Source organism: Corallococcus aberystwythensis, assembly GCF_003612165.1.
Lineage (GTDB): Bacteria > Myxococcota > Myxococcia > Myxococcales > Myxococcaceae > Corallococcus > Corallococcus aberystwythensis.
Window position 1 is genome coordinate 25,790 of record NZ_RAWK01000012.1, and the last position, 21,869, is coordinate 47,658.

13 protein-coding genes are annotated in these 21,869 nt (G+C 71.5%); 7 read left to right on the plus strand and 6 right to left on the minus strand.

Going from position 1 to position 21,869, the window contains the following annotated elements; genetic code table 11:
* The first annotated feature begins 2 nt into the window (after window positions 1–2).
* The 4 genes from cysC to D7W81_RS03265 all read left to right on the plus strand — a co-directional run bounded on the left by cysC (window position 3) and on the right by D7W81_RS03265 (window position 6,961).
* Window positions 3–563, plus strand: coding sequence for an adenylyl-sulfate kinase (gene cysC / locus D7W81_RS03250; RefSeq protein ID WP_120553833.1), 561 nt, complete (start codon window positions 3–5; stop codon window positions 561–563).
* 89 nt (window positions 564–652) lie between these two features.
* A complete protein-coding gene (locus D7W81_RS03255) occupies window positions 653–2,440 on the plus strand; it encodes an ATP-binding protein (protein ID WP_120553834.1) in 1,788 nt (595 codons plus the stop codon).
* Window positions 2,437–6,540, plus strand: a complete 4,104-nt coding sequence (locus tag D7W81_RS03260; protein WP_120553835.1) for a TOMM system kinase/cyclase fusion protein — start codon at window positions 2,437–2,439, stop codon at window positions 6,538–6,540. Before D7W81_RS03255 ends, D7W81_RS03260 begins: the two co-directional genes overlap by 4 nt.
* A 1-nt stretch (window position 6,541) precedes the next feature.
* The gene (locus D7W81_RS03265) at window positions 6,542–6,961 is read left to right on the plus strand and encodes a BMA_0021/BMA_0022 family TOMM bacteriocin (RefSeq protein ID WP_120553836.1); all 420 of its coding nucleotides are present in this window, start codon (window positions 6,542–6,544) and stop codon (window positions 6,959–6,961) included.
* A gap of 21 nt (window positions 6,962–6,982) precedes the next feature.
* On the opposite strand, the gene D7W81_RS03270 is transcribed toward D7W81_RS03265, so the two are convergent.
* From D7W81_RS03270 to D7W81_RS03285, 4 genes are read right to left on the minus strand one after another with little or no spacing between them, the layout of a single operon-like run.
* Window positions 6,983–8,383: a SagB/ThcOx family dehydrogenase gene (locus tag D7W81_RS03270; RefSeq protein WP_120553837.1), complete on the minus strand. Its 1,401-nt coding sequence runs from the start codon at window positions 8,381–8,383 to the stop codon at window positions 6,983–6,985.
* A gap of 10 nt (window positions 8,384–8,393) precedes the next feature.
* On the minus strand, window positions 8,394–9,551 hold the full coding sequence (locus D7W81_RS03275) for an amidohydrolase family protein (RefSeq protein ID WP_120553838.1): 1,158 nt from the start codon (window positions 9,549–9,551) through the stop codon (window positions 8,394–8,396).
* 3 nt (window positions 9,552–9,554) lie between these two features.
* The gene (locus tag D7W81_RS03280) at window positions 9,555–11,507 is read right to left on the minus strand and encodes a B12-binding domain-containing radical SAM protein (protein ID WP_120553839.1); all 1,953 of its coding nucleotides are present in this window, start codon (window positions 11,505–11,507) and stop codon (window positions 9,555–9,557) included.
* 3 nt (window positions 11,508–11,510) lie between these two features.
* On the minus strand, window positions 11,511–13,688 hold the full coding sequence (locus tag D7W81_RS03285) for a TOMM precursor leader peptide-binding protein (RefSeq protein WP_120553840.1): 2,178 nt from the start codon (window positions 13,686–13,688) through the stop codon (window positions 11,511–11,513).
* 95 nt (window positions 13,689–13,783) lie between these two features.
* On the opposite strand from D7W81_RS03285, the gene D7W81_RS03290 reads away from it, so the two are divergent.
* Window positions 13,784–15,466, plus strand: a complete 1,683-nt coding sequence (locus D7W81_RS03290; protein ID WP_120553841.1) for a S53 family peptidase — start codon at window positions 13,784–13,786, stop codon at window positions 15,464–15,466.
* Between the two features lie 13 nt (window positions 15,467–15,479).
* On the opposite strand, the gene D7W81_RS03295 is transcribed toward D7W81_RS03290, so the two are convergent.
* Both D7W81_RS03295 and D7W81_RS03300 read right to left on the minus strand, forming a co-directional pair.
* Window positions 15,480–17,978 carry a response regulator gene (locus tag D7W81_RS03295; RefSeq protein WP_120553842.1) on the minus strand — a complete coding sequence of 833 codons (2,499 nt, stop codon included), beginning with the start codon at window positions 17,976–17,978 and terminating at the stop codon, window positions 15,480–15,482.
* A 41-nt stretch (window positions 17,979–18,019) separates the two neighbouring features.
* Window positions 18,020–18,802 carry a sensor histidine kinase gene (locus D7W81_RS03300; RefSeq protein ID WP_120553843.1) on the minus strand — a complete coding sequence of 261 codons (783 nt, stop codon included), beginning with the start codon at window positions 18,800–18,802 and terminating at the stop codon, window positions 18,020–18,022.
* 213 nt (window positions 18,803–19,015) lie between these two features.
* Here D7W81_RS03300 and D7W81_RS03305 point away from each other — a divergent pair, with 213 nt between their 5' ends.
* Together D7W81_RS03305 and D7W81_RS03310 are read left to right on the plus strand one after the other, a co-directional pair.
* Window positions 19,016–19,447 carry a response regulator gene (locus D7W81_RS03305; protein WP_120553844.1) on the plus strand — a complete coding sequence of 144 codons (432 nt, stop codon included), beginning with the start codon at window positions 19,016–19,018 and terminating at the stop codon, window positions 19,445–19,447.
* Window position 19,448: 1 nt separating this feature from the next.
* Window positions 19,449–21,863: a PAS domain-containing sensor histidine kinase gene (locus D7W81_RS03310; protein ID WP_120553845.1), complete on the plus strand. Its 2,415-nt coding sequence runs from the start codon at window positions 19,449–19,451 to the stop codon at window positions 21,861–21,863.
* The last annotated feature ends 6 nt before the right edge of the window (window positions 21,864–21,869 follow it).

Sequence of the window (21,869 nt, forward strand, 5' to 3'; positions counted from 1 at the left end):
CGATGCAACAGCGTCCGGGCTTCATCCTCTGGTTCACCGGCATGTCCGGCGCGGGCAAGAGCACGCTGTCCACCGCGGTGGCCCAGCAGCTGTCGCCCGTGCAGCGCGTGGAGCTGCTCGACGGGGACGAGGTGCGCACGTACCTCTCCCGCGGCCTGGGCTTCACCCGCGCGGACCGCGAGGAGAACGTCCGGCGCATCGGCTACGTGGCGCGCGTGCTGGCCAGGCACGAGGTGGGCGTCATCACCGCCGCCATCTCGCCGTACAAGAGCTCCCGGGACGAGGTGCGCGCCCTGGCCACGCAGGCCGGCATCCCGTTCCTGGAGGTCTACGTCCAGGCCAGCCTGGACGCGCTCATCGCCCGTGACGTGAAGGGGCTCTACAAGAAGGCCCTGGCCGGGGAGATCCCGCACTTCACCGGCGTGTCGGATCCGTACGAGCCGCCCGAGTCCCCGGAAATCACCGTCCGCTCCGACGCGGAGACGGTGGCGGCGGGGCTGGAGCGCATCCTGGACACGCTGCGGGACCGGGGGCTCCTGGCCTCCGCCGCGAGCGCCGCCTAGAGGGGCGTCCCGCCGCTCCGGCCCCACCGGCCGGGGCGGTGGCTTTTCGGCTAGGCTCCCACCCTGGAGGGGGTCCGAAGGCCGTGACGATGCTCGTCTACAACCCAGGGCAGCCGGATGAGCTGTCCTACCCGCTGGGGGACGCGCCGCTCACCATTGGCCGCGCGGACGACCAGGGCATCTGCATCCCCCACCGCAGCCTGTCCCGCCAGCACGCCCGCATCGAGTCCTCCGACGGGCGCTTCTTCGTCACCGACCTCCAGAGCAAGAACGGCACCTTCGTCAACGGCGTGCAGATCCGCCGCAAGGAGCTGCGCCCCGGCGACACGCTGACCCTGGGCGAGCTCGTCTTCCTGCTCACCCACGAGCCCCCGCCGACCGTGCCCCCGGGCCAGCCCGGCGCGGCGCCCGGCGCGTCCGGCGAGCCCCGCCCCCAGCTCACGCGCGCGCTCACCCGCGTGCCGCTGAAGACGCTGGTGCAGGCGGTGTCCGGCTCGGAGAAGTCCGCGGTGGAGGCACCCGGCACGGCCATGCGCTCGCGCGAGCGGATGCGCATCCTCCAGGAGGTGGCGAAGCTGTTGTCCGTCACGGACGACCTGGAGGCGCTGCCCGGCAAGGTGCTGGACCTGGCGTTTCAGATCCTCCACGTGGACCGGGGCGTCATCCTGCTGATGGACGAGGGCACCGGGAAGCTGGAGCCACGCGTGTCGAAGACGGCGGAGGGCACGGCGGTGCGCGGGCCCATCTACAGCCAGAACATCGTGGACTTCGTGCTGCGCAAGAGCGTGGCGGCGCTCTTCTCCGACGCGGTGAATGATCCGCGCCTGGACGCCGCGGAGTCCGTCATCTTCAGCTCCATCCGCGCCTCCATGTGCGTGCCGCTCAAGCCGCGCGACGAGGTGCTGGGCGTGCTGTACGTGGACAACGTCTCCACGCCCAAGAGCTTCTCCGAGGACGACCTGGACTTCCTCGTCGCGTTCGCGGGGCAGGCGGCGCTCGCGCTGGAGAACGCCCGGCTCTACCGCCGCATCGAGCAGGAGACGGTGCAGCGCATGCAGCTCATCATGGACGCGAAGCTGGCCTCGCTCGCGGGGATGGTGGGCGGCATGGCGCACGAGCTGCGCAACCCGCTCAACTTCATCAGCAACTTCGCGGGCCTCTCCGTGGGGCTCACGGAGGACCTGGCCAGCGTGATGGAGCCGCAGCGCGAGCGGCTGCCAGCGGACTCCGTGCGCGACGTGGACGAGGCGCTCGCGTGCCTGCGCACCAACGTCCAGAAGATCAACGAGCACGGCCGCCGCGCGGACGCGCTCATCCAGGGCATGCTCCAGCACGCACGCCGCGCGCCCGGGCCGCGTGAGCCGGTGGACCTGAACACCCTGGTCGCGGAGAGCGTCGCGCTGGGGCAGGGCGGCATGCGCGGCGAGCCCCTGACCGTCCGGCTGGAGGCCGAGTACGACCCGGCCGTGGGCCCGCTGGAGCTCAGCCGCGCGGAGGTGGGCCGCGTCATCATCAACGTCGTGGACAACGCGCTATATGCCATGCGTCAGAAGCGCCAGTCGCAGGGCGCCACGTATGTGCCGGTGCTCAAGGTCCGCACCCTCGCGCGTCAGGACGGGGTGGAGGTCCGGCTGCGCGACAACGGGCCGGGCATCCCGCCGGAGAGCGCGGCGAGAATCTTCGACCCCTTCTTCACCACGAAGCCGCCGGGGCAGGGGACGGGGCTGGGGCTGTCACTCAGCCATGACATCATCGTGCAGGGCCACCAGGGCACCTTCCGCATGGAGACGGTGCCGGGTGAGTTCACGGAGTTCGTCATCACCCTGCCCAGGCGGGGGGGACGCTCATCAATGGAGCGAGGCTCGGGAACGCGATGAAGAACCCCATGGACCCGCAGCTGCTGGAGGCCTTCCAGGGCCGGTACGAACTCCTGTCCGAGCTGGGCGAGGGCGGCTTCGGCCGCGTCTACAAGGCCCGCCAGGTGACCACCGGCCAGAACGTGGCGGTGAAGCTCTTGCGCCTGACGGACGGCGCGACGCCGGAGTCCGTGGAGCGCCGCAGCGCGCGCTTCGAGCGCGAGATGAAGCTGTGCGCGCAGATGCACCACCCGAACATCGTGCGGCTCATCGACTCGGGCCGCGCGCAGGGCGGCGCCGTCTACTCCATCTTCGAGTTCGTGCCGGGCAAGAACCTGGCGCAGGTGCTCGCGGACGAGGGCGTGCTGGATCCCGTGGAGACGCGCCACCTGATGCTCCAGCTGCTGGACGCGCTGGCGTGCGCGCACGCGCAGAACGTGGTGCACCGCGACCTGAAGCCCGCGAACATCATGGTCGTGCCCACCGGCGCCCGGCGCAACGCGCTGGTGCTGGACTTCGGCATCGGGTCGGTGACGGACGAGCTGACGCGCGCCGAGCCACAGCCGCGCATCACGTCCACCAATGAGTCGCTGGGCACGCCGTCGTACGCGGCGCCGGAGCAGCTTCGCGGGCAGGCGCCCACGCCGCGCTCGGACCTGTACGCGTGGGGGCTGGTGTTCCTGGAGTGCCTCACCGGCCGCCGCGTCTTCGAGGGCGCCACCGTCGCGGAGGTCATCTTCCAGCAGCTCTCCACGGAGCCGGTGCCCATTCCCCCGGCCATCGCCGCGCACCCGCTGGGCAAGCTGCTCCAGCGAGTCACCTCCAAGGATCCGTCCCAGCGCACCGTCTCCGCGGAGGTGCTGCTGCGCCAGCTGGAAGCGGTGGACGTGTCCAACCTGCCGCGCCGGCCCGCGCCCGTGCGCATCCAGCCCGCGGCCCCCAACGCCGAGACGGCGACGGTGGAGCTGTCCAGCCGCACGCCCAACGCCCTGTCCACGCGCGCGCGCCGGTGGGCGGAAGGGGAGCGCCGCCAGCTGACGGTGGTGTGCTGCACGCTGTCCGCCACGCAGACGGCGCCGGGACCGGTGGACATCGAGGAGCTGGACCACGTGCTGGGCGCCCAGCAGGAGGTCTGCATTGAAATCGCCCGGCGCTACAACGGCCACATCGCCAGCGCGCTGGGCGACATCGTCCTCTTCTACTTCGGCTATCCGGCGGCGCGGGAGGACGACGCGCGGCGCGCGGCGCAGGCGGCGCTGGACATGGTGGCCGAGGTGAAGCGGCGCGGCCGGGCCATCGAGGCAAAACGCGGCACGCGGGTGGAGATCCGCGTGGGCCTGCACACGGGGCTGGTGGTGTCGCGCGAGCAGCGGGACCCCACGCTCTCCGGCCTGGGCTTCGTGGTGGGCACCACGCCGAAGCTGGCCTTCCGGCTGTCCACCTCCGCGCCCTCGGGTGCCATCCTCGTCACGGGCGACACGCAGCAGCTGGTGCGCAAGCACTTCCCGCTGGAGAGCGTGCCCGCGTCCCCGAATGAGCTGTTGCCCCCGGGCCTGGAGACGTTCGTGCTCCAGGGCGCGGACGCGACGTGGAGCGGTACCGACGACGCGCTGACGCTGGTGGGCCGCGCGCGGGAGCTGGACCTGGTGCTGTCGCGCTGGGAGCAGGCTCGCGCGGGGCAGGGACAGGCGGTGCTGATCTCCGGCGAGCCGGGCATCGGCAAGTCGCGCCTCACGCGGGAGCTGGGTGACCGGCTGGGCGCGGAGCCCCACACGTGGCTGGAGGCCCGCTGCACGCAGGACAGCTCCGGCCAGGCGTACGCGCCGGTTGTGGACCTGCTCTCGCGGATGCTGGACCCCAACCGCGACCTGTCACCGGAAGGGCGGCTGACGGGCCTGGAGGCGCTGCTGTCCGGCTACAGCTTCGAGCTGCCGGAGACGCTGCCCCTGTTCGCGCCGCTGTTGTCCCTGCCGCTGCCTCCGGACCGCTGGGCCCCGCTGGACGTGTCGCCCCTGAAGCACCGGGAGCTCACGCGCAACGCGCTGCTCGCGTTCCTCGCCGCGATGGCGGAGCGCCAGCCCGTGGTGCTGGCGCTGGAGGACCTGCACTGGGCGGACCCGTCCACGCTGGAGCTGCTCAAGGCGCTGGTGGAGGAGGTGGCCTCGTCCCGCCTGCTCACGGTGTTCAGCGCGCGGCCGGAGTTCGAGCCGCCCTGGGCCTCGTCGTCGGTGACGCAGGTGCAGCTGGGCGCGCTGGCTCGCGGGGAGGTGGAGCGGCTGGCCACCGCCGCCGCCGGGGGCCCGCTGTCCGCGGAGGCGCTGGAGGAGATTGTCACGCGCACGGACGGCATCCCGCTGTTCGTGGAGGAGCTGGTGCGCACGCTGCGCGAGTCCGGCGCACTGGTGGAGCGCGAGGGCCGCTTCGCGCTGGAAGCGGGCAAGGCCGGGCCCGCGGTGCCGGGCACGCTGCGCGACCTGCTCGTCGCGCGACTGGACCGGCTGGGCCGTGGCAAGGAGACCGCGCAGATCGCCTCCGTGCTGGGCCGTGAGCTGACGCATGAGCTGCTGCGCCACGTGAGCCCCCTGACGCCCGAGGCGCTGGAGGCGGACCTGGAGCGGCTGGTGAGCTCGGGACTCCTGCACCGCAAGCGCCGTCCGAAGGGGCCCGTGTACCTCTTCAAGCACGCGCTGGTGCGGGACGCGGCCTACGACTCCATGCTCAAGCGGTACCGGCAGCAGGTGCACGCGAAGACCGCCGAGGCGCTGGAAGCGCACTTCCCGGAGCTGGTGGAGTCGCGGTCCGACCTGCTCGCGCACCACCTGTCCGCCGCGAACCTGAAGCGCAAGGCCATCGTCTACGCGCAGAAGGCCGCGTTCGCCGCGCTGGTGCGCTCCGCCTACCTGGAGGCCATCCTCTTCGCGCGGCTGGGCCTGTCGTGGCTGGACGCCGTCGACGACGCGGTGGAGCGCGCGCAGCTGGAGCTGGGCCTCAACGGCGTGCTCGCGCCGGCGCTGATGTCCACGCAGGGCTGGCGCTCGCAGGACCTGCGCAACGTGGCGGAGCGCTCGCTGGAGCTGCTCTTCACCGTGGGCGAGAGCCCCTACGCGGCCCCGACGCTGTGGGTCCTCTCCATCTTCTACCACCTGGGAGGTGATCAGCGCCGGGTGCGTGGGCTCTTGGACCGGCTGGTGGCGCTGGCGCAGCGCACCGGGGACGCGGGGCAGGAGGCGGTGGCGCTCACCATCCTCTCCAACATCGAATTGCTGGAAGGCCGCCTGGGCGAGGCGAAGGCGAAGGCGGACCGGTGCCTGGCGCTCTTCGACCCGGTGGCGCACCGGATGCACCGCATCCTCTACGGGCAGGACACGCGCGTGGGCGGCGAGTCCGTGCTGTGCCGGGGGATGTGGCTGCTGGGCTTCCCGGACCAGGCGAAGGCGCACGGCGAGGCCGCGGTGGCGTGGGGCCGCGAGCTGAACCACGGCACCAGCATCGGCTTGTCGTTCATCTACCTGCTGCTGATGGCGCAGGAGCACGGCGACCGGGCGGAGGCGCTCGGGCTCATTGCCCAGCACGCGGAGCTGTCCCACCGCTACGGCCTGCTGGAGCAGTCCGCCTACGTGGGCATCCTGCGCGGCTGGGCGGCGAAGGACCTGGAGGCGATGCGGCGGGGCGTGGCGATGCGCGAGGCGTTCGGCACGGAGATGGACCAGCCGGCCTACTACGCCATGCTCGCGGAGCTGGAGCTGGAGCTGGGCCACGTGGAGGCGGCGCTCGCCTCCGTGGAGCGCGGCCGGCAGCGCGCGCAGGCCCTGGGCGAGGCGTACCACGAGTCCAAGCTGCTTCGCGTCAAGGGCCAGGTGCTGCTGCAGCGGGATGGAAACACTGCACTCTCCGCGGAGACGTGCTTCCGGCAGGCGGCCGAAGTCGCGCACGCGCAGGGGGCCCGGATGCGCGAGCTGCAGGCCGTCACCGCGTTGGCGCGGGTGCTCCAGGCGTCGGGAAGACAGGAAGAAGCCCGGCAACGGCTGCAAACGGTCTACAGTACATTCTCCGAAGGATGGGACACGCCGCCCGTCTCGGAGGCCCGCGCGCTGTTGAGCGCGCTGGGAGGAGAACGCTGACATGAGCAAGAAGAAGCCGGAGTCGAAGGCCGCGCCCGAGCCCGCACGAGCCCGCCCCGTGGCGCGCAAGCCCACGCGGAGCGCGGGGACGCAGGCCTCGGTGAATGACTGGCAGGCCGTGTGGATGCGCGCCGTCGCGCTGGCGTGGAAGGAGCCTGAGTTCGAGGCCGCGCTGCAGAAGGATCCGCGTCAGGCCCTCAAGAAGCGCTTCGACTTCGACCTGCCCGCCAGCATCCAGCTGAAGGTCATCCCCTCCAGCGTGAAGGACGCGCAGTCGGACGGCACCTGGAAGGTGAACAGCGCGGAGGTGGAGCTGCACCTGCCGAAGAAGCCGGCCGACGTGGCGGACCACGCCGTGGCCCTCTCCAGCCTCACCGACACCCACGGCCGTTCGCACTGCTGCGGCAGCCCCTGCTGCTGAGCCGCCGTCCTGTCTGACAGCTCAGGGGGCTGAGTCCGGAGGATCGCCCCCCGACACCGCGAAGGCGCCGACGCTGGCCTCGCCAAAGCCGTCCACGCCCGCCACGCGCTGGAAGAAGTCCGGGTCGCTCCGGCCCAGCGCGTAGGGCCTGAGCCCCAGCGCGGTGGACACCAGGTAGAGCGTCTGCACCAGCGCTCCGGTGTCCTGCAGCACCAGCGAGTACGCCAGCGTCTCGTACTTCCACGCGAGCCGGGGCACGCGCGCGGCCACCACCATCAGCACCTCCGGCCGCTCGTAGGGCTCCACCGGCGCGCGGGCTTCATCCAGCAGCGCGTGGAACTCCGGCGTGGGGGCGCTCAGCTTCTCCAGCCGGTGACCCAGCGGGTCGTAGTGGTAGGCGCCCGGGGCCAGGCCCTGGCACTCGCCCACCAGCGGGTACAGCTCCAGCGCGTACGCCGCGCCCGCGCTGGGGTAGGGCCGGTCGGTGATTTCACCGTCCTGCGTGGTGCGCACGTCGCGCACGCGCGCGGCGCGGTAGAGCAGCTCCCCCAGCTGCCGCACGGTGAGCGGGGTGGCGCCCCGGCCGCGCAGGCTGCGGCGGGCCTCCACCACCTCCGTGAAGGAGCGGTCCTCGGTGCGCAGCGCCGCCAGGTCCGGCCGGTACAGCTCCACCGTCTCCAGCGTCACCGACGGCTTGATGGCGGGCGGGTTGGGCAGTTCGCCCCGGAAGCGGTAGGTGGCCCCCGCGCGCGTCTGGTGGCCCCAGCCCCGCGAGCGCAGGTGGAAGAGCAGGTCGTGCGGCTCCCACTGCTTCAGCGCCGTCTGCGTCTCCTCCGATGCCGGCACGTCCAGCCCGTTGGGGACCAGGATGCCCGTCTCCGCCAGCAGGCGCACCAGCTCGCGCAGCGTGAAGGACTCGATGCCGGTGTTGAACTGGTTCAGCCGCGCCAGCAGCGTGGGGCGCGCCATGTCGAAGAGCAGCGACACCACGCGCCGGTCATGCAGCGCCGCGGTGGCGTGCACCGTGGGGCAGTCCAGCACCGCGCGGCCCTCCGCCATGCGCGTGTGCGCGAAGCGTGACAGCTGTAGTGGCTGGGTGGCGTCGAACGTGGCGCGGTGGCGCAGGAAGGACGCGGAAGCGGGCGTGAGCGTGAGCAGCAGGTTGCCCCGCTCCTCCACCGTCCACGACAGCAGGCCGCCGTCACCCGCCAGGTCCAGCCAGTACCACGCGAGCGTCGTGTCCGAGCCCGCGGCGGCCGGCACCTCGCCTTCGTGGATGCCTCCGTCCGCGAGCGATTCGAAGACGGCGCGCACACCGGGGGCCAGCGGGCCCAACCGCAGCGAGCGGCCAGGGCCCTCCACACGCGCGTCCTCCGCGTCGGGGCAACGCAGCGCCACACCTTCGGCGAGCGACAATCTCATTCGTGCGGCCTCACGGTTCCACACCGTAGAACCGAGTCGGGTTTTCCCAGAGAACCTTTCGTAGACGACTTTCGGTCATCGCGTCACGCAAGGACAGCATCGACCCCAGCACATCCTCGCCGTGGTCCAGATGCGGGAAGTCGCTTCCGAAAACCAGCCGGTCCTCGGGAAGGTAGCGCACCACGTCAGACAGGTACGGTTCATCCGGCTCCATGGAAACGAAGCAGTGCTGGCGCAGGTAGGAGGAAGGGAGCTGTCGGATGGTGGCGGAGACCTCTGCACCTACAGCGCGATATTCCTCGTCCAGCCGCCACGCCCAGTATGGCAGCCATCCGCAGCCGGCCTCCATGGCGCCAATGCGCAGCGCGGGGTGGCGCTCCAGCACGCCCCCCTGGAGGAGTGCGAGCAGACCCATCATCAGCTCCATGGGGTGGGCGCAGACGTGGTTGGCGAAGCGGGTGTCGAAGCGGTCCGCGCCCGTGGACGGCACGTAGACGTGCCCGCTGCCGTGGAGCACCACCGCGAGTGAGCGCTTCTCGCACTCGGACCAGAAGGGTTCATAGGCCGGGTCCGAGAGGAGCCGCCCGCCGATGGGGTTGGGGCGCACCATGACGGCGCGCCAGCCGAAGCCCGCGACGCGGCGGACCTCCGCCACCATGGCCTCCGGTTCGTGCCGGCTGATGAGCCCCACGCCCCGCAGGCGCTCCGGCTGGTGCGCGCAGAAGCCGTGCAGCCACGTGTTGTAGACGGACGCGTACGCGGTGGCGACGTGGGGCTTCAGGGGGGAGAAGCCCTCCAGGAGCAGCGCGTAGGTGGGGAAGAGCGCCGCCATGTCCACGCCGTCGCGGTCCATCTGGGCCAGGTACACGTCCGGCCGCTGAAGCAGTTCATTACGGCCCAGCTGCGCGTAGGAGCGCGCGGAGAACTCCACCCAGGCCTTCTCCGGCATGTGGTTCCACAGCGGCTTGCCGTCCACCTCCGGCAGGGGCAGCACGGGCAGGAGGCCCTGGGGGCCCAGCCGCGCCACGCGTGCTTCCAGCGTTTCGTCCGGCGGGCGCCCCGGCCTGGGCGCGTGACGGCGCAGGCCGGGCTCCAGCTGCTCCGCCCACAGGCTCAGCGGCTCCAGGACGTGCCGGTCCGCGTCGAAGATGTGAAGGCCGTCGCGCATGCGTCAGGGTCCCCAGCTCGCGAGCTCGTCGCGCACGTCCTTGAGCAGCGCTTCCAGGAGGCCCGTGCGGCGGGCCTGGGTGCGCAGGGCCTGCTCCTCCTGGTGCTCCAGCGTGCCCGGCTGTCCGCCCCGGGCCTCCACCGCGCGGTCGCACAACTCGCGCAGGAATTCGTGGTGCTGCGGCTGGAGCATCTGGAAGCCCTCGCCCCAGCGGGCGACGAAGTCCACCAGCACGTCGCGCGAGGCCTCCGGCACGTCGCGGCGGTCGGGCAGGTCGCGGCTCAGGCGCACGAAGAGGTCCGGGAACACGTCGCGCATCGCGGTGGCGAAGGTGGCCGGGACGTAGACGGGCTGCGTGTCCGGCACGAGGTCGCCCTGCCGTTCCGCGGCCAGCACCGCGTCGAAGTCCGTGAAGAGGCGCTCGTGGCGGCGGCGCTCGTTCTGGTTGCGCGCGAGGAAGAACACCGCGCGCGGCAGCATCCCCGGGGCGGTGCGGCGCACCTGTGCGAGCGTGTCCCCCAGGGTCTGGCGCTCCGTGGGCGTCAGGGCCCACGCGGCGGTGGCCTCGCGCAGGAAGCGGTCGGTGACGGCCTCTGGCCACTGGGGCTCGTTCACCTGGGGCGGGCGCTGGATGCCGGCGATGAAGCCCCGGATGCGCTCGCAGGCGGCGTCCCAGGTGGACAGCTGCTCCACCAGGTCGCGGAAGCCTTCGAGCAGCTGGGGCCGCGTCATGCCCAGCGGCATCACGTTGAGCACGATGGCGCCCCGGTCCTTCGCGTGGGTCTTGCGAGGCGTGGCGAGCCGTCCTTCCGCGCGCAGCCGCGTCCACAGCTTCGTGCCGCGCGGAGCCTGGAGGGGCGCCACCACCACCCAGGGCAGGTGCGTGCGCTGGATGTTCGCGTACAGCGAGTCGAAGACCGCGGGCGTGTCGTGGTCGAACCCGACGATGAAGCTGCCCCGCGGCCCGATGCCGTGCGCCTGGATGCGCAAGAGGTCGCCCACGAGGTCCGCGCGCACGTTCTGGTGCTTCTGCGCCTCCTTGAGCGCCGCGGGGTCGAAGGACTCGATGCCCAGGACGACGGTGTAGAAGTTGGCGTCCGCCATGCCTTCCAGCAGCGCGGCGTCGCGGCTCAGGTTCATCGTCACCTGGGTGAAGAAGCGCAGCGGGCGGGGCAGGGCGCGGTTCAACGGCACCAGCCCCGCGAGCACCTGCTTCGCGTACGCCGCGTCGCCGATGAACTCGTCATCCGCGAAGAAGACTCCCTCCGCGCCGAGCGCCGCGTGGGTGCGCACCTCCTCCAGCACCTGCTCCACCGGCTTGTGCCGCTGCTTGCGGCCGTACAGGTAGATGACGTCGCAGAAGGAGCAGTCGAACGGACAGCCGCGCGTCGTCTGCACGGAGCCCCACGCGTAGCGCGGGAGGTCCGCCGCGATGGCGTCCCAGCGCGGCAGGGGGCTTTCGCTCAGCGAGGGTTTGTCGATCTGCCGGTACTCGGGCGCGTACTCGCCGCCGCGCCAGTCCTCGAGGAATCGCGGCCAGGTGCGCTCCGCCTCGTTGACGAAGAGGGCGTCGAAGAAGCCCCGGTAGTCCTCCGGCGCGGCGGAGACGGCGGGGCCGCCCGCGACCACCGTGGCGCCCCGGTCGCGGAAGAGGCCACCCAGGAAGCGGGCCTGGTAGGTGAGGGCGGAGTACATCACCGACACGCCGACGATGTCGTAGTCCGCCAGCTCCGTGTCCGCGCGCAGCTGCCCGTGCAGCTCCTCGTCCCAGATGTCCACGGTGAAGCCGTCCGGCGTGAGCGCCGCGAGCGTCGCGCAGGCCAGCGGCGTCATCGTCGCGCGCTTCACCAGGCCGCGCTCCGGGTCGAAGTCCTCCGTCTCGCGGTCCACGTGGCGCCGGTCGGGGCCGCACTGGACCAGCAGGATGCGCGGTTTGGGAGGAAGGAAGGACGCCATCGCTCAGAAGTAGAAGGGCACGGGGTTGAGCTGCGCTTCGGTTTTCGGGGCCTGAAGCCACCCCATCCGGACGGGAACGTCATACAGCCGGCCGGGCCCCAGCCGGGGCCAGAAGTGCCGCAGCCCCGGGACGATGACCTTCACCGCGGATACGCCCACGTCCGGCCGTGATTGCTCCACCACCAGCGTCTCCAGTCCCACGCGCGAGGCCCGGGCCACGCACTCGCGCACGTCGTCCCGCAGGTCGTCATGCCACACGTGCGGGAAGTCGGCGCGGACGCGCGCGGGGACCGCTTCGTCCGGGAAGAGCCAGCTGACGTCGTCGTGCGCGCCGGAGTCCCAGGGCGACGGGGACGTGTCCTTCGGGTCGTAGCACTGCGCCACCTCCGTGAGCGCGCGCTGCACGGCGAGCTTCGCGTCGAAGTGGCAGCCGCACCCGGCCCAGGCCCGTCCGCGCTCCGGCGACCACGCGAGCGCGGCGAACACCGGGATGCCCAGGTCGTGCGTGAGGTCCAACACCGACAACTGGAGGCCCAGCGACCGGTAATGCGCCTCCACGGAAGCGAACCACGGCTCGTCGAAGGAGCTCAGGTCCAGACGGGGACGGCGCAGGCGGTTGTACCACCAGACCGCCACCGCATCGCGCTCCACCAGCTCCAGGAAGCCCTGGAGGATGGCCTCCTCCACGCAGTTGCCCGCCGCGTTCCCGTTGGAGTTGAAGAAGCAGAATGGCCCGGGCGCGAAGAGGTACGCGAACGACGTGGGCACGTACCTGTGCACGCCGTGCGTGAGCGAATACGCGGGGCTCCAGTCCATGGGCTGATCCGCGTAGGGCAGGGGCACCGCGGTGCGCGGTTCGCGGCGGCCTCCGTCGCCGGGCCGGGCCTGGAACTGCGCGGCGCTGAAGTGCTGGAGCGCGTCTGGATGCACGGCCTTCGCGCCCAGCTGTGCCGCCGTGGCGTGGACGCGGGGCTCGTCGCCCTGGAACACCGCGCTGTAGCGCTCCAGTGCTTCACACAGCGCGCCCGCGCGGGCCTGGGCCTCCGTGCGGCCCTTGCCACTGGCCACGCGGTGGAAGTCGCCGGAGGCCGGCGCGTCCGTCCACGGACACACGCGGAAGACGGCGGACTGGATGTGGCCCAGGGGCGCGTCACCTGGCACCGCGCGCAGGTCGCTCACCACGCCCGTCACCGGGCTGATGAGGTGGCGGTGGCGCTCCCAGGTCTCCTCGGGCGTGAGGATGCGGTGGCCACCGTCGTCGGTGAAGCGCTTGGGGCGCGAGGCCAGCTCCAGCGGCGCCTTCGCGCGCGCCTCCATCCACTGGGGGTCGCCGCAGTCCGGACACTGCGGACGCCGCGCCACCGCGTGCGACTCCAGCGCCCAGGTGGCGAAGTCCAGCGTCCACAGCCGCGTCTGTCCCACGCCGCCAGGCCCGTCCACCACCCAGCGCGCCACGAGCGTCGCCGCGAAGGACAGCCCCGCCTGCGCGGTGGTGGGCAGGCCCGTGCGCGGCGGACGGGCGGCGCGCGGAGGGGTGCCCTTGCGCGCGAGGTACTTCTCGATGGGGCGGTTGTCCAACAGCCGCGCCGTGAGGCACGTCCAGCACGCGCGCTCGCCGCTGCCCACCACCGGGCCCGCATGGCACGCGGTGCCGGACACCTTCAGCGGGAGGAACGCGGCGCCCGCGCTCCGGGCCTCGCGGGCCAGCGCGAGCGCTTCCTGCGACAGGTAATCATCCACCAGCAGCACATAGCGGTCGGCGTCCTCGCGCACGTCCAGGCCGGTGTCGCGCAGCGCCTCCGAAAGCCGCTCTCCGTCCTCGCCATCGACGGCGCGCACGGCGACGGACATGTCCAACAGCCGCCCGGCCGCGGTGGCGGCGCCCACGCCCAGCGACTCCCAGAAGCCGGCGACGCTGGCGTCGAAGACGTCGTGCGCCTCCTCCACGTGCCCGCGCTCCTCCAGCAGCGACAGCGCGTAGAGCACCTCCGGCGCGGAGGCCCGTCCCGCCAGCGCGGCGATGACGTTCGCCACGGTGCGCTCCCCATCCAGCAGGGGCACGATGCTCGCGTGCAGCTCGCCCTCCAGCAGGAACTGGGCGCGCTCCCCGACGAGGAACACGCGCCGCGCGTCGAGCACCTCGGCGCGCAGGTGGGGCTTGATGCGGAGGACTCGGTCCATGGGCAGGCGCGCGAGCCTAACCGGCGCCCGCGTCCGTGGATACGACCGGGCCCCTGCTTCCGGGGGCCCGGACTCCGCGTGGTAGAACGCCGCGCATGGCCCCCCGCATCCCCCTGGCGCAGAGCGCGCGTGTGTCCCCGGAGTCCGTGCACCGTCCCCTCCGCAGCCGCGCCGCCACCGGCACCGTGGAGGTGACCCTGGTGCTGCGCCACGGCTCGCCGCTGCCCACGGTGGCGGAGCTGTGCGCGGATCCGCCGCGCCGCCCCCTCACCCACGACGAGTTCGAGGCGAAGTACGGCACGGACCCGAAGGACCTGAAGACCGTCCGCGCCTTCGCGAAGAAGCACGCGCTGCGCGTCGTGTCCGAGCACCGCGACCGTGGCTACGTCGTCCTCCAGGGGGCCCCGGCGGCGATGAACAAGGCCTTCGGCGTGGACCTGCGGCGCTACCAGCACGGGCAGACGTCCTACCTGACCCACTCGAAGCCGGTGTCCCTGCCGCGCGCGCTGCACGGCGTGGCGGAGTGGGTCCTGGGCCTGGACACCCGGCCGCTCGTCACCCACAACTCGGTGGGCCTGCCCATCCCCCGGGAGATGGCGAAGCAGGCGGGGGTGCGCTCGTACACGGCGCCCCAGGTGGCGAACCTCTACCGCTACCCCCGCAACCAGGGCGAGGGCCAGTGCGTGGGCATCATCGAGCTGGCGGGCGGATACCGGCCGGCGGACCTGGCCCGGTACCTGGAGTCCGTGGGGGTGAAGCGCACGGCGCCGGTGGTGGACGTGGGGCCCAACGCTCCAGGGCTCAGCACCGCCTCCAACGCGGAGGTCACCATGGACGTGGAGCTGGTGGCCTCGGTGTGTCCCCAGGCGCGCGTCGTCGTCTACAACGCGGACTCGAAGGACTACTCGCTGCGCGACTACCACCGCGTCCTGGCGGAGGCCATCAGCGACCGGGAGAACCTGCCGTCGGTGCTCACCACCAGCTGGTCCTTCTATGAAGGGTCGCTCATCCAGCAGGGCGAGGAGCTGGCCTTCGAGCGGCTCTTCATCCAGGCGGCGCTGCTGGGCATCACCGTGTGCGCCGCGTCGGGCGACCTGGGCTCGCAGGTGCCCGTCAACGCCCAGTCGCCCACCGGCGCCATCACCCTGGCCGCGACAAGCTACCCCGCCGCGAGCGCGCTGGTGCTGGGCTGCGGCGGCACGACGCTGGAGGCGCTGGGGGACGTCGTCCACCACGAGCGCGTGTGGAACCGCCTGGGCGAGGCGATGTCCATGGGCCTCCTGGGGACCCACTCCACGGCCGCGGGCGCGAGCAGCGGCGGCGTCAGCACCATGAACGCGCTGCCGCTGTACCAGCAGGGCATGGGCGTGCCTGACCTGGTGAAGTCGTCGTGGAAGAGCGGCGTGTTCCAGGTCTCGCGGAGCACCGGCCGGGGCGTGCCGGACGTGGCGGCGAACGCGGACCTGCACACCGGCTATCAAATCGTCTTCAAGGGCCAGCAGGGCGTGGCCGCGGGCACCAGCGCCGCGGCCCCCATGTGGGCCGCGCTCATCGTCCGCCTCAACGAGGCGCTGGGGGAGCGCGTGGGCTTCCTCCATCCCCGGCTGTACGCGCTCGTCACCGAGGGACAGCCCGTCGTCCGGCGCATCACCCAGGGCGGCAACGGCGCGTACTTCGCCAGCGACGCGACGGTGTGGAACGCGTGCACGGGCCTGGGCACGCCGGATGGCGAGGCGCTGCTCGCGGGCCTGCGCAAGTCACGGCGCCGCAAGCACTGAAGCGCGCGCGCCTTTACGCGGAGCGCCCCCGCACGCGCTCGTCCGCCAGCGGATGCCGTCCGGTGAGTGAGGCGAGGACGATGATGAGCTCCGCGGGCTCGATGGGCTTCGGCACGTGCATCTGGAAGCCCGCGAGCAGGGCCCGGGTGCGGTCCTCCATCCGCGCGAAGGCGGTGAGCGCGATGGCGGGCGTCTGGCCGCCCTGCTCCAGCGGCAGGGCGCGCAGCCTGCGGATGAAGGAGTAGCCGTCCTCTCCAGGCATGCCGATGTCGGAGATGATGACGTGGGGCCGGTGCAGCTGCTGCTTCTCCAGCGCCTCGCGGGCGTTGGAGGCCGTGACGACCTGGGCCCCGCGGCTCTCCAGCACCACCGCGAGCAGCTCGAGCGCGTCGGGCTCGTCGTCCACCACCAGCACCTGCAACCCCTCCAGCACGCTCTGGGCGAGCGACGGTGATTCCTGGCGCGCCTGGGACTGGAGGAGGGGCGGGCCTCCCCGTAACGACGCCGCGGCCGACAGCGGCAGCGTCAACCGGAAGAGGGCGCCATGGCCCTCGCCCTCGCTCGTCGCCTCGATGGTGCCTCCGTGCAGCTCCGTGAGGTGCCGCACGATGGCCAGCCCCAGCCCCAGGCCGCCATGCTTGCGCGTGGAGCTGCCGTCGACCTGCCAGAAGCGCTCGAAGATCTGCCCCAGGTAGGCCCGGGGGATGCCCTGGCCGGAGTCCTGGACCTCGATGAGGATGTGGCCCTCCACCCACAGCAGGCGCACGGTGACCTGGCCGCCCCGGGGCGTGAACTTGATGGCGTTGGAGAGCAGGTTCCAGACCATCTGCTGAAGCCGGTCCGCGTCGCCATGGATGGAGCCGGAGCCCGGGGGCAGCTCGGCGCAGAGCGTGACGCCCTTCGCGTCGGCCGCGTGCCGCACCGAATCCAGCGCCGCCTCGATGAACGCGGCGGGGTTCACCGGACGGATCTCCAGCCGCATCTTGCCGGTGATGATGCGCGACACGTCGAGCAGGTCCTCGATGAGCTGCGTCTGCACCTGCGTGTTGCGCTCCACCGCCTCCAGGGCCCGGGCGGCCTTCTGCGGGCTCAGCTGTCCCGTGCGCAGCATCCGCGTCCAGCCCAGCATCGCCATCAGCGGGGTGCGCAGCTCGTGGGAGACCGCGGCCAGGAACTCGTCCTTGGCGCGGTTGGCCTGCTCGGCGCCCAGGTGCTCCGCCTTGGCCATCTCGAACAGCCGCGCGTTGTCGATGGCGATCTCCGCCCGCCGCGCCAGCTCCTGCACGAGCTCCAGATCCCTCGCGCCGTAGCGGCGGTCCGAACGGGAAGCGCACACCATGAGCGCGCCGAAGACGCGCCGCTGTGCCCACAGGGGGACGATGATCCACGACCCCGGGCGGATCCGCTCGTCGTTGCCCTGCGGACCCAGGACCTCCAGGAGGACGTCCTCGGTGAGCTCGGGCACCAGCTCCGGCACCCCCGTGCGCAGCACCCGCGCGACGCCGTGGCTGACGGTGGCGGACGGAGGGAAGGCGCGGTGCTGCTCGCGCAGCAGGGGCACCCGGGTGGGGTCCACGTGGGCGGCCATCGCCTGGAGCACGGGCCCGTCGCCGTCCTGGAGGTAGACGGCGCACCAGTCCCCCAGCCGGGGGAGCATCAACGCGGAGAGCCGCTCCAGCGTGACGGACATCTCCAGCGAGGCGGTGAGCATGGTGCTCGCCTCCGCCAGGAAGCTCAGCGTCTCCGCGGCGCGCTTCTGATCATCGATGTCGGTGCAGGTGCCCAGCCACTGGAGGATGCGGCCGTGCGCGTTGCGCAGCGGCAGGGCCTGGATGAGGTGCCAGCGCCAGGCGCCGTCCGCATGGCGTCGGATGCGTCCCTCGCACTCGAAGGGCGTCCCCGTCTGACGGCTCTCGTTCCACTTGCCCAGACAGCCCACCACGTCGTCCGCGTGGATGGCCTCCCGGAGGAGCAGGGTGGCCGCGCTCGCGTTCTTCTCCAGCGAGGGCACGGGGGGCAGACCGGTGTAGTCGTACCAGCGCCGGTTGAAGTAGTCCGGCCGGCCGTCAGGGCCCGCCGTCCAGACAATCTGCGGCAGGGCCTCCGCGAGCGCCCGGTGCCGCTGCTCCGCCAGGTGCAGCCGCATGGCCTGGCGCAGGCTCTGCTCCAGCCGCTCCGCGGACAGCCGGCCCTTGGCGATGTAGTCGGACGCGCCCGCCTTCATCAGCTCGACAGCCGTCTGCTCGCTGCCCTGGCCGGTGAGGACGACGATGGGGGCGCGCGAGCCCTGGCTGCCCAGCTCGCGCAGCACCCCGAACCCGTCCTCTCCGGGCAGGAAGAAGTCCAGGAGGATGACGTCGAAGGCCCGCGCCTTCAGGTGCTCCAGGGCTTCGCTCCCGCTCGTGGCCTCCACCACGTCCACCGGCAGCCCGGTCGTGGCCAGGAGTCGCTGGACCAGGAGCCGGTCGACCTCGTCGTCATCGACAATCAGCAGCCGGAGGTGCTCGGTCATGGTGGGGACTTCCTCGGAGGGAGGGGACACAGGGGTGACACTCACGTGGTGCGTTCCTCCGGGTCAGGCCAGGTGAAGTGGAGCGTGGTGCCTGTGCCCTCGGCCGATTCCACCCATACCTGGCCGCCGCGGCCCTCCACGAGCTTCTTCACGACACTCAGGCCCATGCCCGCACCCTCGACCTTGTCGCGTGAGACGAGCGTCTGGAACGGGCTCCAGATCTTCTCGTGGTACCGGGGCGGGATTCCCTGGCCGTCGTCCGCGACGGAGAAGTGATGGGCCCCGGAGGTGGCCTCCACCTCCACCCGGATCCGCACGTCCTCCCGCCCCGCGTGCTTCAGGGCGTTGGAGAGCAGGTGCAGGAAGACCTGTTCCAGCGCCGCGCGCTCCGCGACGAGGACCGGCATCCCGGGGCCGGCCTCCAGCCGCGCGGAAGGCCTGGGGGCAAGCCGCGCCATCACGTCGTGGATCAACCGGTCCACCTGCACCGGCTCGGTTGGATGGCGGACGCGGCCCGCGCGGCTGTACTCCAGCAGCCCATCCAGCATCGCCTCCATCCGCTGCACGCGCCCCCGGAGCAGCTCCAATTGCTTGCGCGCCCCCGGGCCTACCTGGGGTCCCAGGTCCTCCTCCAACCACTGGGACAGGTTGGAGATGCCACGCAGCGGGGCCCGGAGATCATGGCTGGCCACGTAGGTGAACTGATCAAGGTCGGCGCTGTTCTGCCGCAGGGCCTTTCGCAGGCCCTGGACCTCGGCGAGGAGTTCGTCCTTTGTCTTCTGGGAGTCATCCATGGGAGCGCGGCACACCGGCTCCTTCGCCATACCGTCCCCAGGCGAACGCCCTCAATCCATGGGCGCGGAGTGGAGGGTAGACAACACTCTCCAGTCACCCTCCCGAGCAGGCGTGCGAAGGGTCGCGTCAGGAAGCAGACAGTCTTCCGAAGGTGCCTGATATCCGCACGGAAGCAAACGCTAGATGCCGGCGCGCTCGGGCTCCTGTTGAGCCGCGATGCCGTGCAGGCTCGAAAGGCTCCGATGACCGCCGCCACCCCCGGTGACAGAACGCTGCACATCCTGCTGATCGAGGACGACGAGGTGGACGTGATGAACGTCCGCCGCGCCTTCGTGAAGAACCACATCGCCAACCCGCTCTACGTCGCCACCAACGGCCTGGAGGGACTGGAGATGCTGCGCAACGGCAAGGTGCCCGAGGGGCGCCGGCTGGTGCTGCTGGACCTCAACCTGCCCAAGATGAACGGCCTGGAGTTCCTGCGCGTGCTGCGCGCGGATCCGGAGCTGCGCACCGTCTCCGTGGTGGTGCTCACCACGTCCGCGGACGAGCGGGACAAGATCGACGCGTACAACCTGAACGTCGCCGGCTACCTGCTCAAGCCCGTCACGTTCATCAACTTCGTGGAGGTCATGGCCACGCTCAACAAGTACTGGACCCTCGTGGAGATGCCCTGACATGGCCGTGCAGCGGACGCCAGGAACGAACGCGGCGGCCCAGGTCTTCCCCGGCGGAGGTGACGTCGGTGCGCTGTACCGGGAGAAGGACTGGAGCGCGCATCCTCTGGGCCCCCCGGAGCAATGGCCCCAGAGCCTGAAGACCGCGGTGAGCATGGTGCTGGGCTCCCAGTTCCCGCTCATCGTCCTGTGGGGTCCGCAGCTCTACCAGTTCTACAACGACGGGTACCGGCTGCTCATGGGCACCAAGCACCCCGGCGGCCTGGGACAGGGCAACAAGGAGTGCTGGCCGGAGGTGTGGCACATCAACGAGACCATCTACCCGCGCATCTTCAACGGGGAGACGGTCAACTTCGAGGAGCGGATGTACCCGCTCGCGCCGCACGGCTACCCCGAGGAGTTCTACCTCACGCTCTGCTACAGCCCGGTCCGCGACGAGACGGGTGAGGTGGGCGGCGTCTTCGTCTCCGTCTTCGACGTGACCCGCGAGGTCCAGGCCCGCAACGAGCGCGACCGCGCCCTGGCGGAGGCGCGGGCGGAGCGCGAGCGCCTGTACGAGGTCTTCATGCAGGCCCCGGCCAGCATCGCCGTGCTGGAAGGGCCTGAGCACCGCTTCACCGTGTCCAACCCGCTGTACCAGCAGCTGACGGGAAACCGGGACCTGCTCGGCAGGCCCGTGACCGAGGCCCTGCCGGAGATCGCGGACCAGGGCTTCCGGGAGCTGCTGGACAACGTCAGGTCCACCGGCAAGCCCTACATCGCGCACGACGCGCTGGTCCGGCTGGACCGCAAGGGCACCGGCGAGGTGGAGGACGTCTACCTGGACTTCGTCTACCAGCCGCTCAAGGACGCGAGCGGCAGCGTGTACGGCATCATGGCGCACGCGGTGGAGACCACGGAGCAGGTGCTGGCGCGCAGGAGCATCGAAGCGCTGGCGGCCGAGCGCATCGCGATGCTGGGCCACATCGCCGACGCCGTGATCACCTTCGACACGGCGGGCCACATCACCTTCCTCAACGAAATGGCCCGGACGCTCTACCCGGGGCTGCGCCTGGGCGAGCCCTTCTCCGCACAGGCCTTCCGGCAGGAGCGGGTGGACGGCACGCCACTCTCCACCGGCGAGCTGCCTCCGGCGCGGGCGGGGCGCGGGGAGCGCGTCCTCAACGAGGTGTGGAACATCTGCACGCCGGACGGCCACAAGCTGCGCGTCCAGGGCAGCGCCATCCCGGTCTACACCGAGACCCGCTCCCTGCTGGGCGTGGTGCTCACCCTGCGTGACATCACCCAGCAGCACCGGCTGGAGCAGCAGCTGGAGCTGGAGCGCAACCGGCTGACCCAGGTCTTCATGCAGGCGCCCGCGGCCATCATGGTGGCGCGCGGGCCCACGCACGTCATCCAGGTCTCCAACCCGGGCTACGACCAGGTGACGGGCAACCGGCCCCTGGTGGGCAAGACCATTCCGGACGCCTTCCCGGACCTCGCGGGCCAGGGCCTCTTCGAGCTCTACGACCAGGTGTTCGCCACGAAGGAGCCCTTCATCGGGAACGAGGTGCCCGTGCGGGTCGCGCGCTTCGGCCGGGTGGACGACGCGTACTTCAACTTCGTCTACCAGCCGCTCCTCGACGAGAAGGGGGAGTCCTTCGGCGTCATGACCCACGCGGTGGAGGTCACCGAGATGGTGCGCGCCCGCCATCAGGCCGAGGAGCGCAACCGCGAGCTGATGCGGCTCACCCAGGCGCTGGAGCAGTCCAACCGCGAGCTGGATCAGTTCGCCTACGTGGCCTCCCACGACCTCAAGGCGCCGCTGCGCGGCATCGCGAACCTGGCGGAGTGGCTCAAGGAGGAGGTGGGCACGAACCTCACCGCCGAGGCGCAGGAGTTCATCACGCGTCTGCACGGCCGGGTGCACCGCATGGAGGCGCTCATCGACGGCATCCTCACCTATTCCCGCGCGGGCAAGGTGAACGAGCCCGGCCCCGTGGACACGGGGGCCCTGATCAAGGAGGTCGTGGAGCTGCTGGCCCCGCCGCCCGAGGTGGAGCTCACGGTGCAGCCGGGAGGCCCCACGGTGAGCGCCGAGCGCGTGAAGTTGCAGCAGGTGTTCCTCAACCTCATCGGGAACGCCATCAAGTTCACGCGCCTGCACCGCCCGGATCCGCGCATCCAGGTGACGTGGCGGGACGCCGGAGAGCAGTACGAGTTCACCGTCGCGGACAACGGCGCGGGCATCGCCCCGGAGTTCCACGAGCGCATCTGGGGCATCTTCCAGACGCTGGAGAGCCGCGACAAGGTCGAGGGCACCGGCATCGGGCTGTCCGTGGTGCGGAAGATCGTCGAGACCCGGGGCGGCAGGGCCTGGGTGGACTCTGTGCAAGGGGAGGGCGCGACCTTCCACTTCACCTGGCCCAAGGCGTGAGGAACG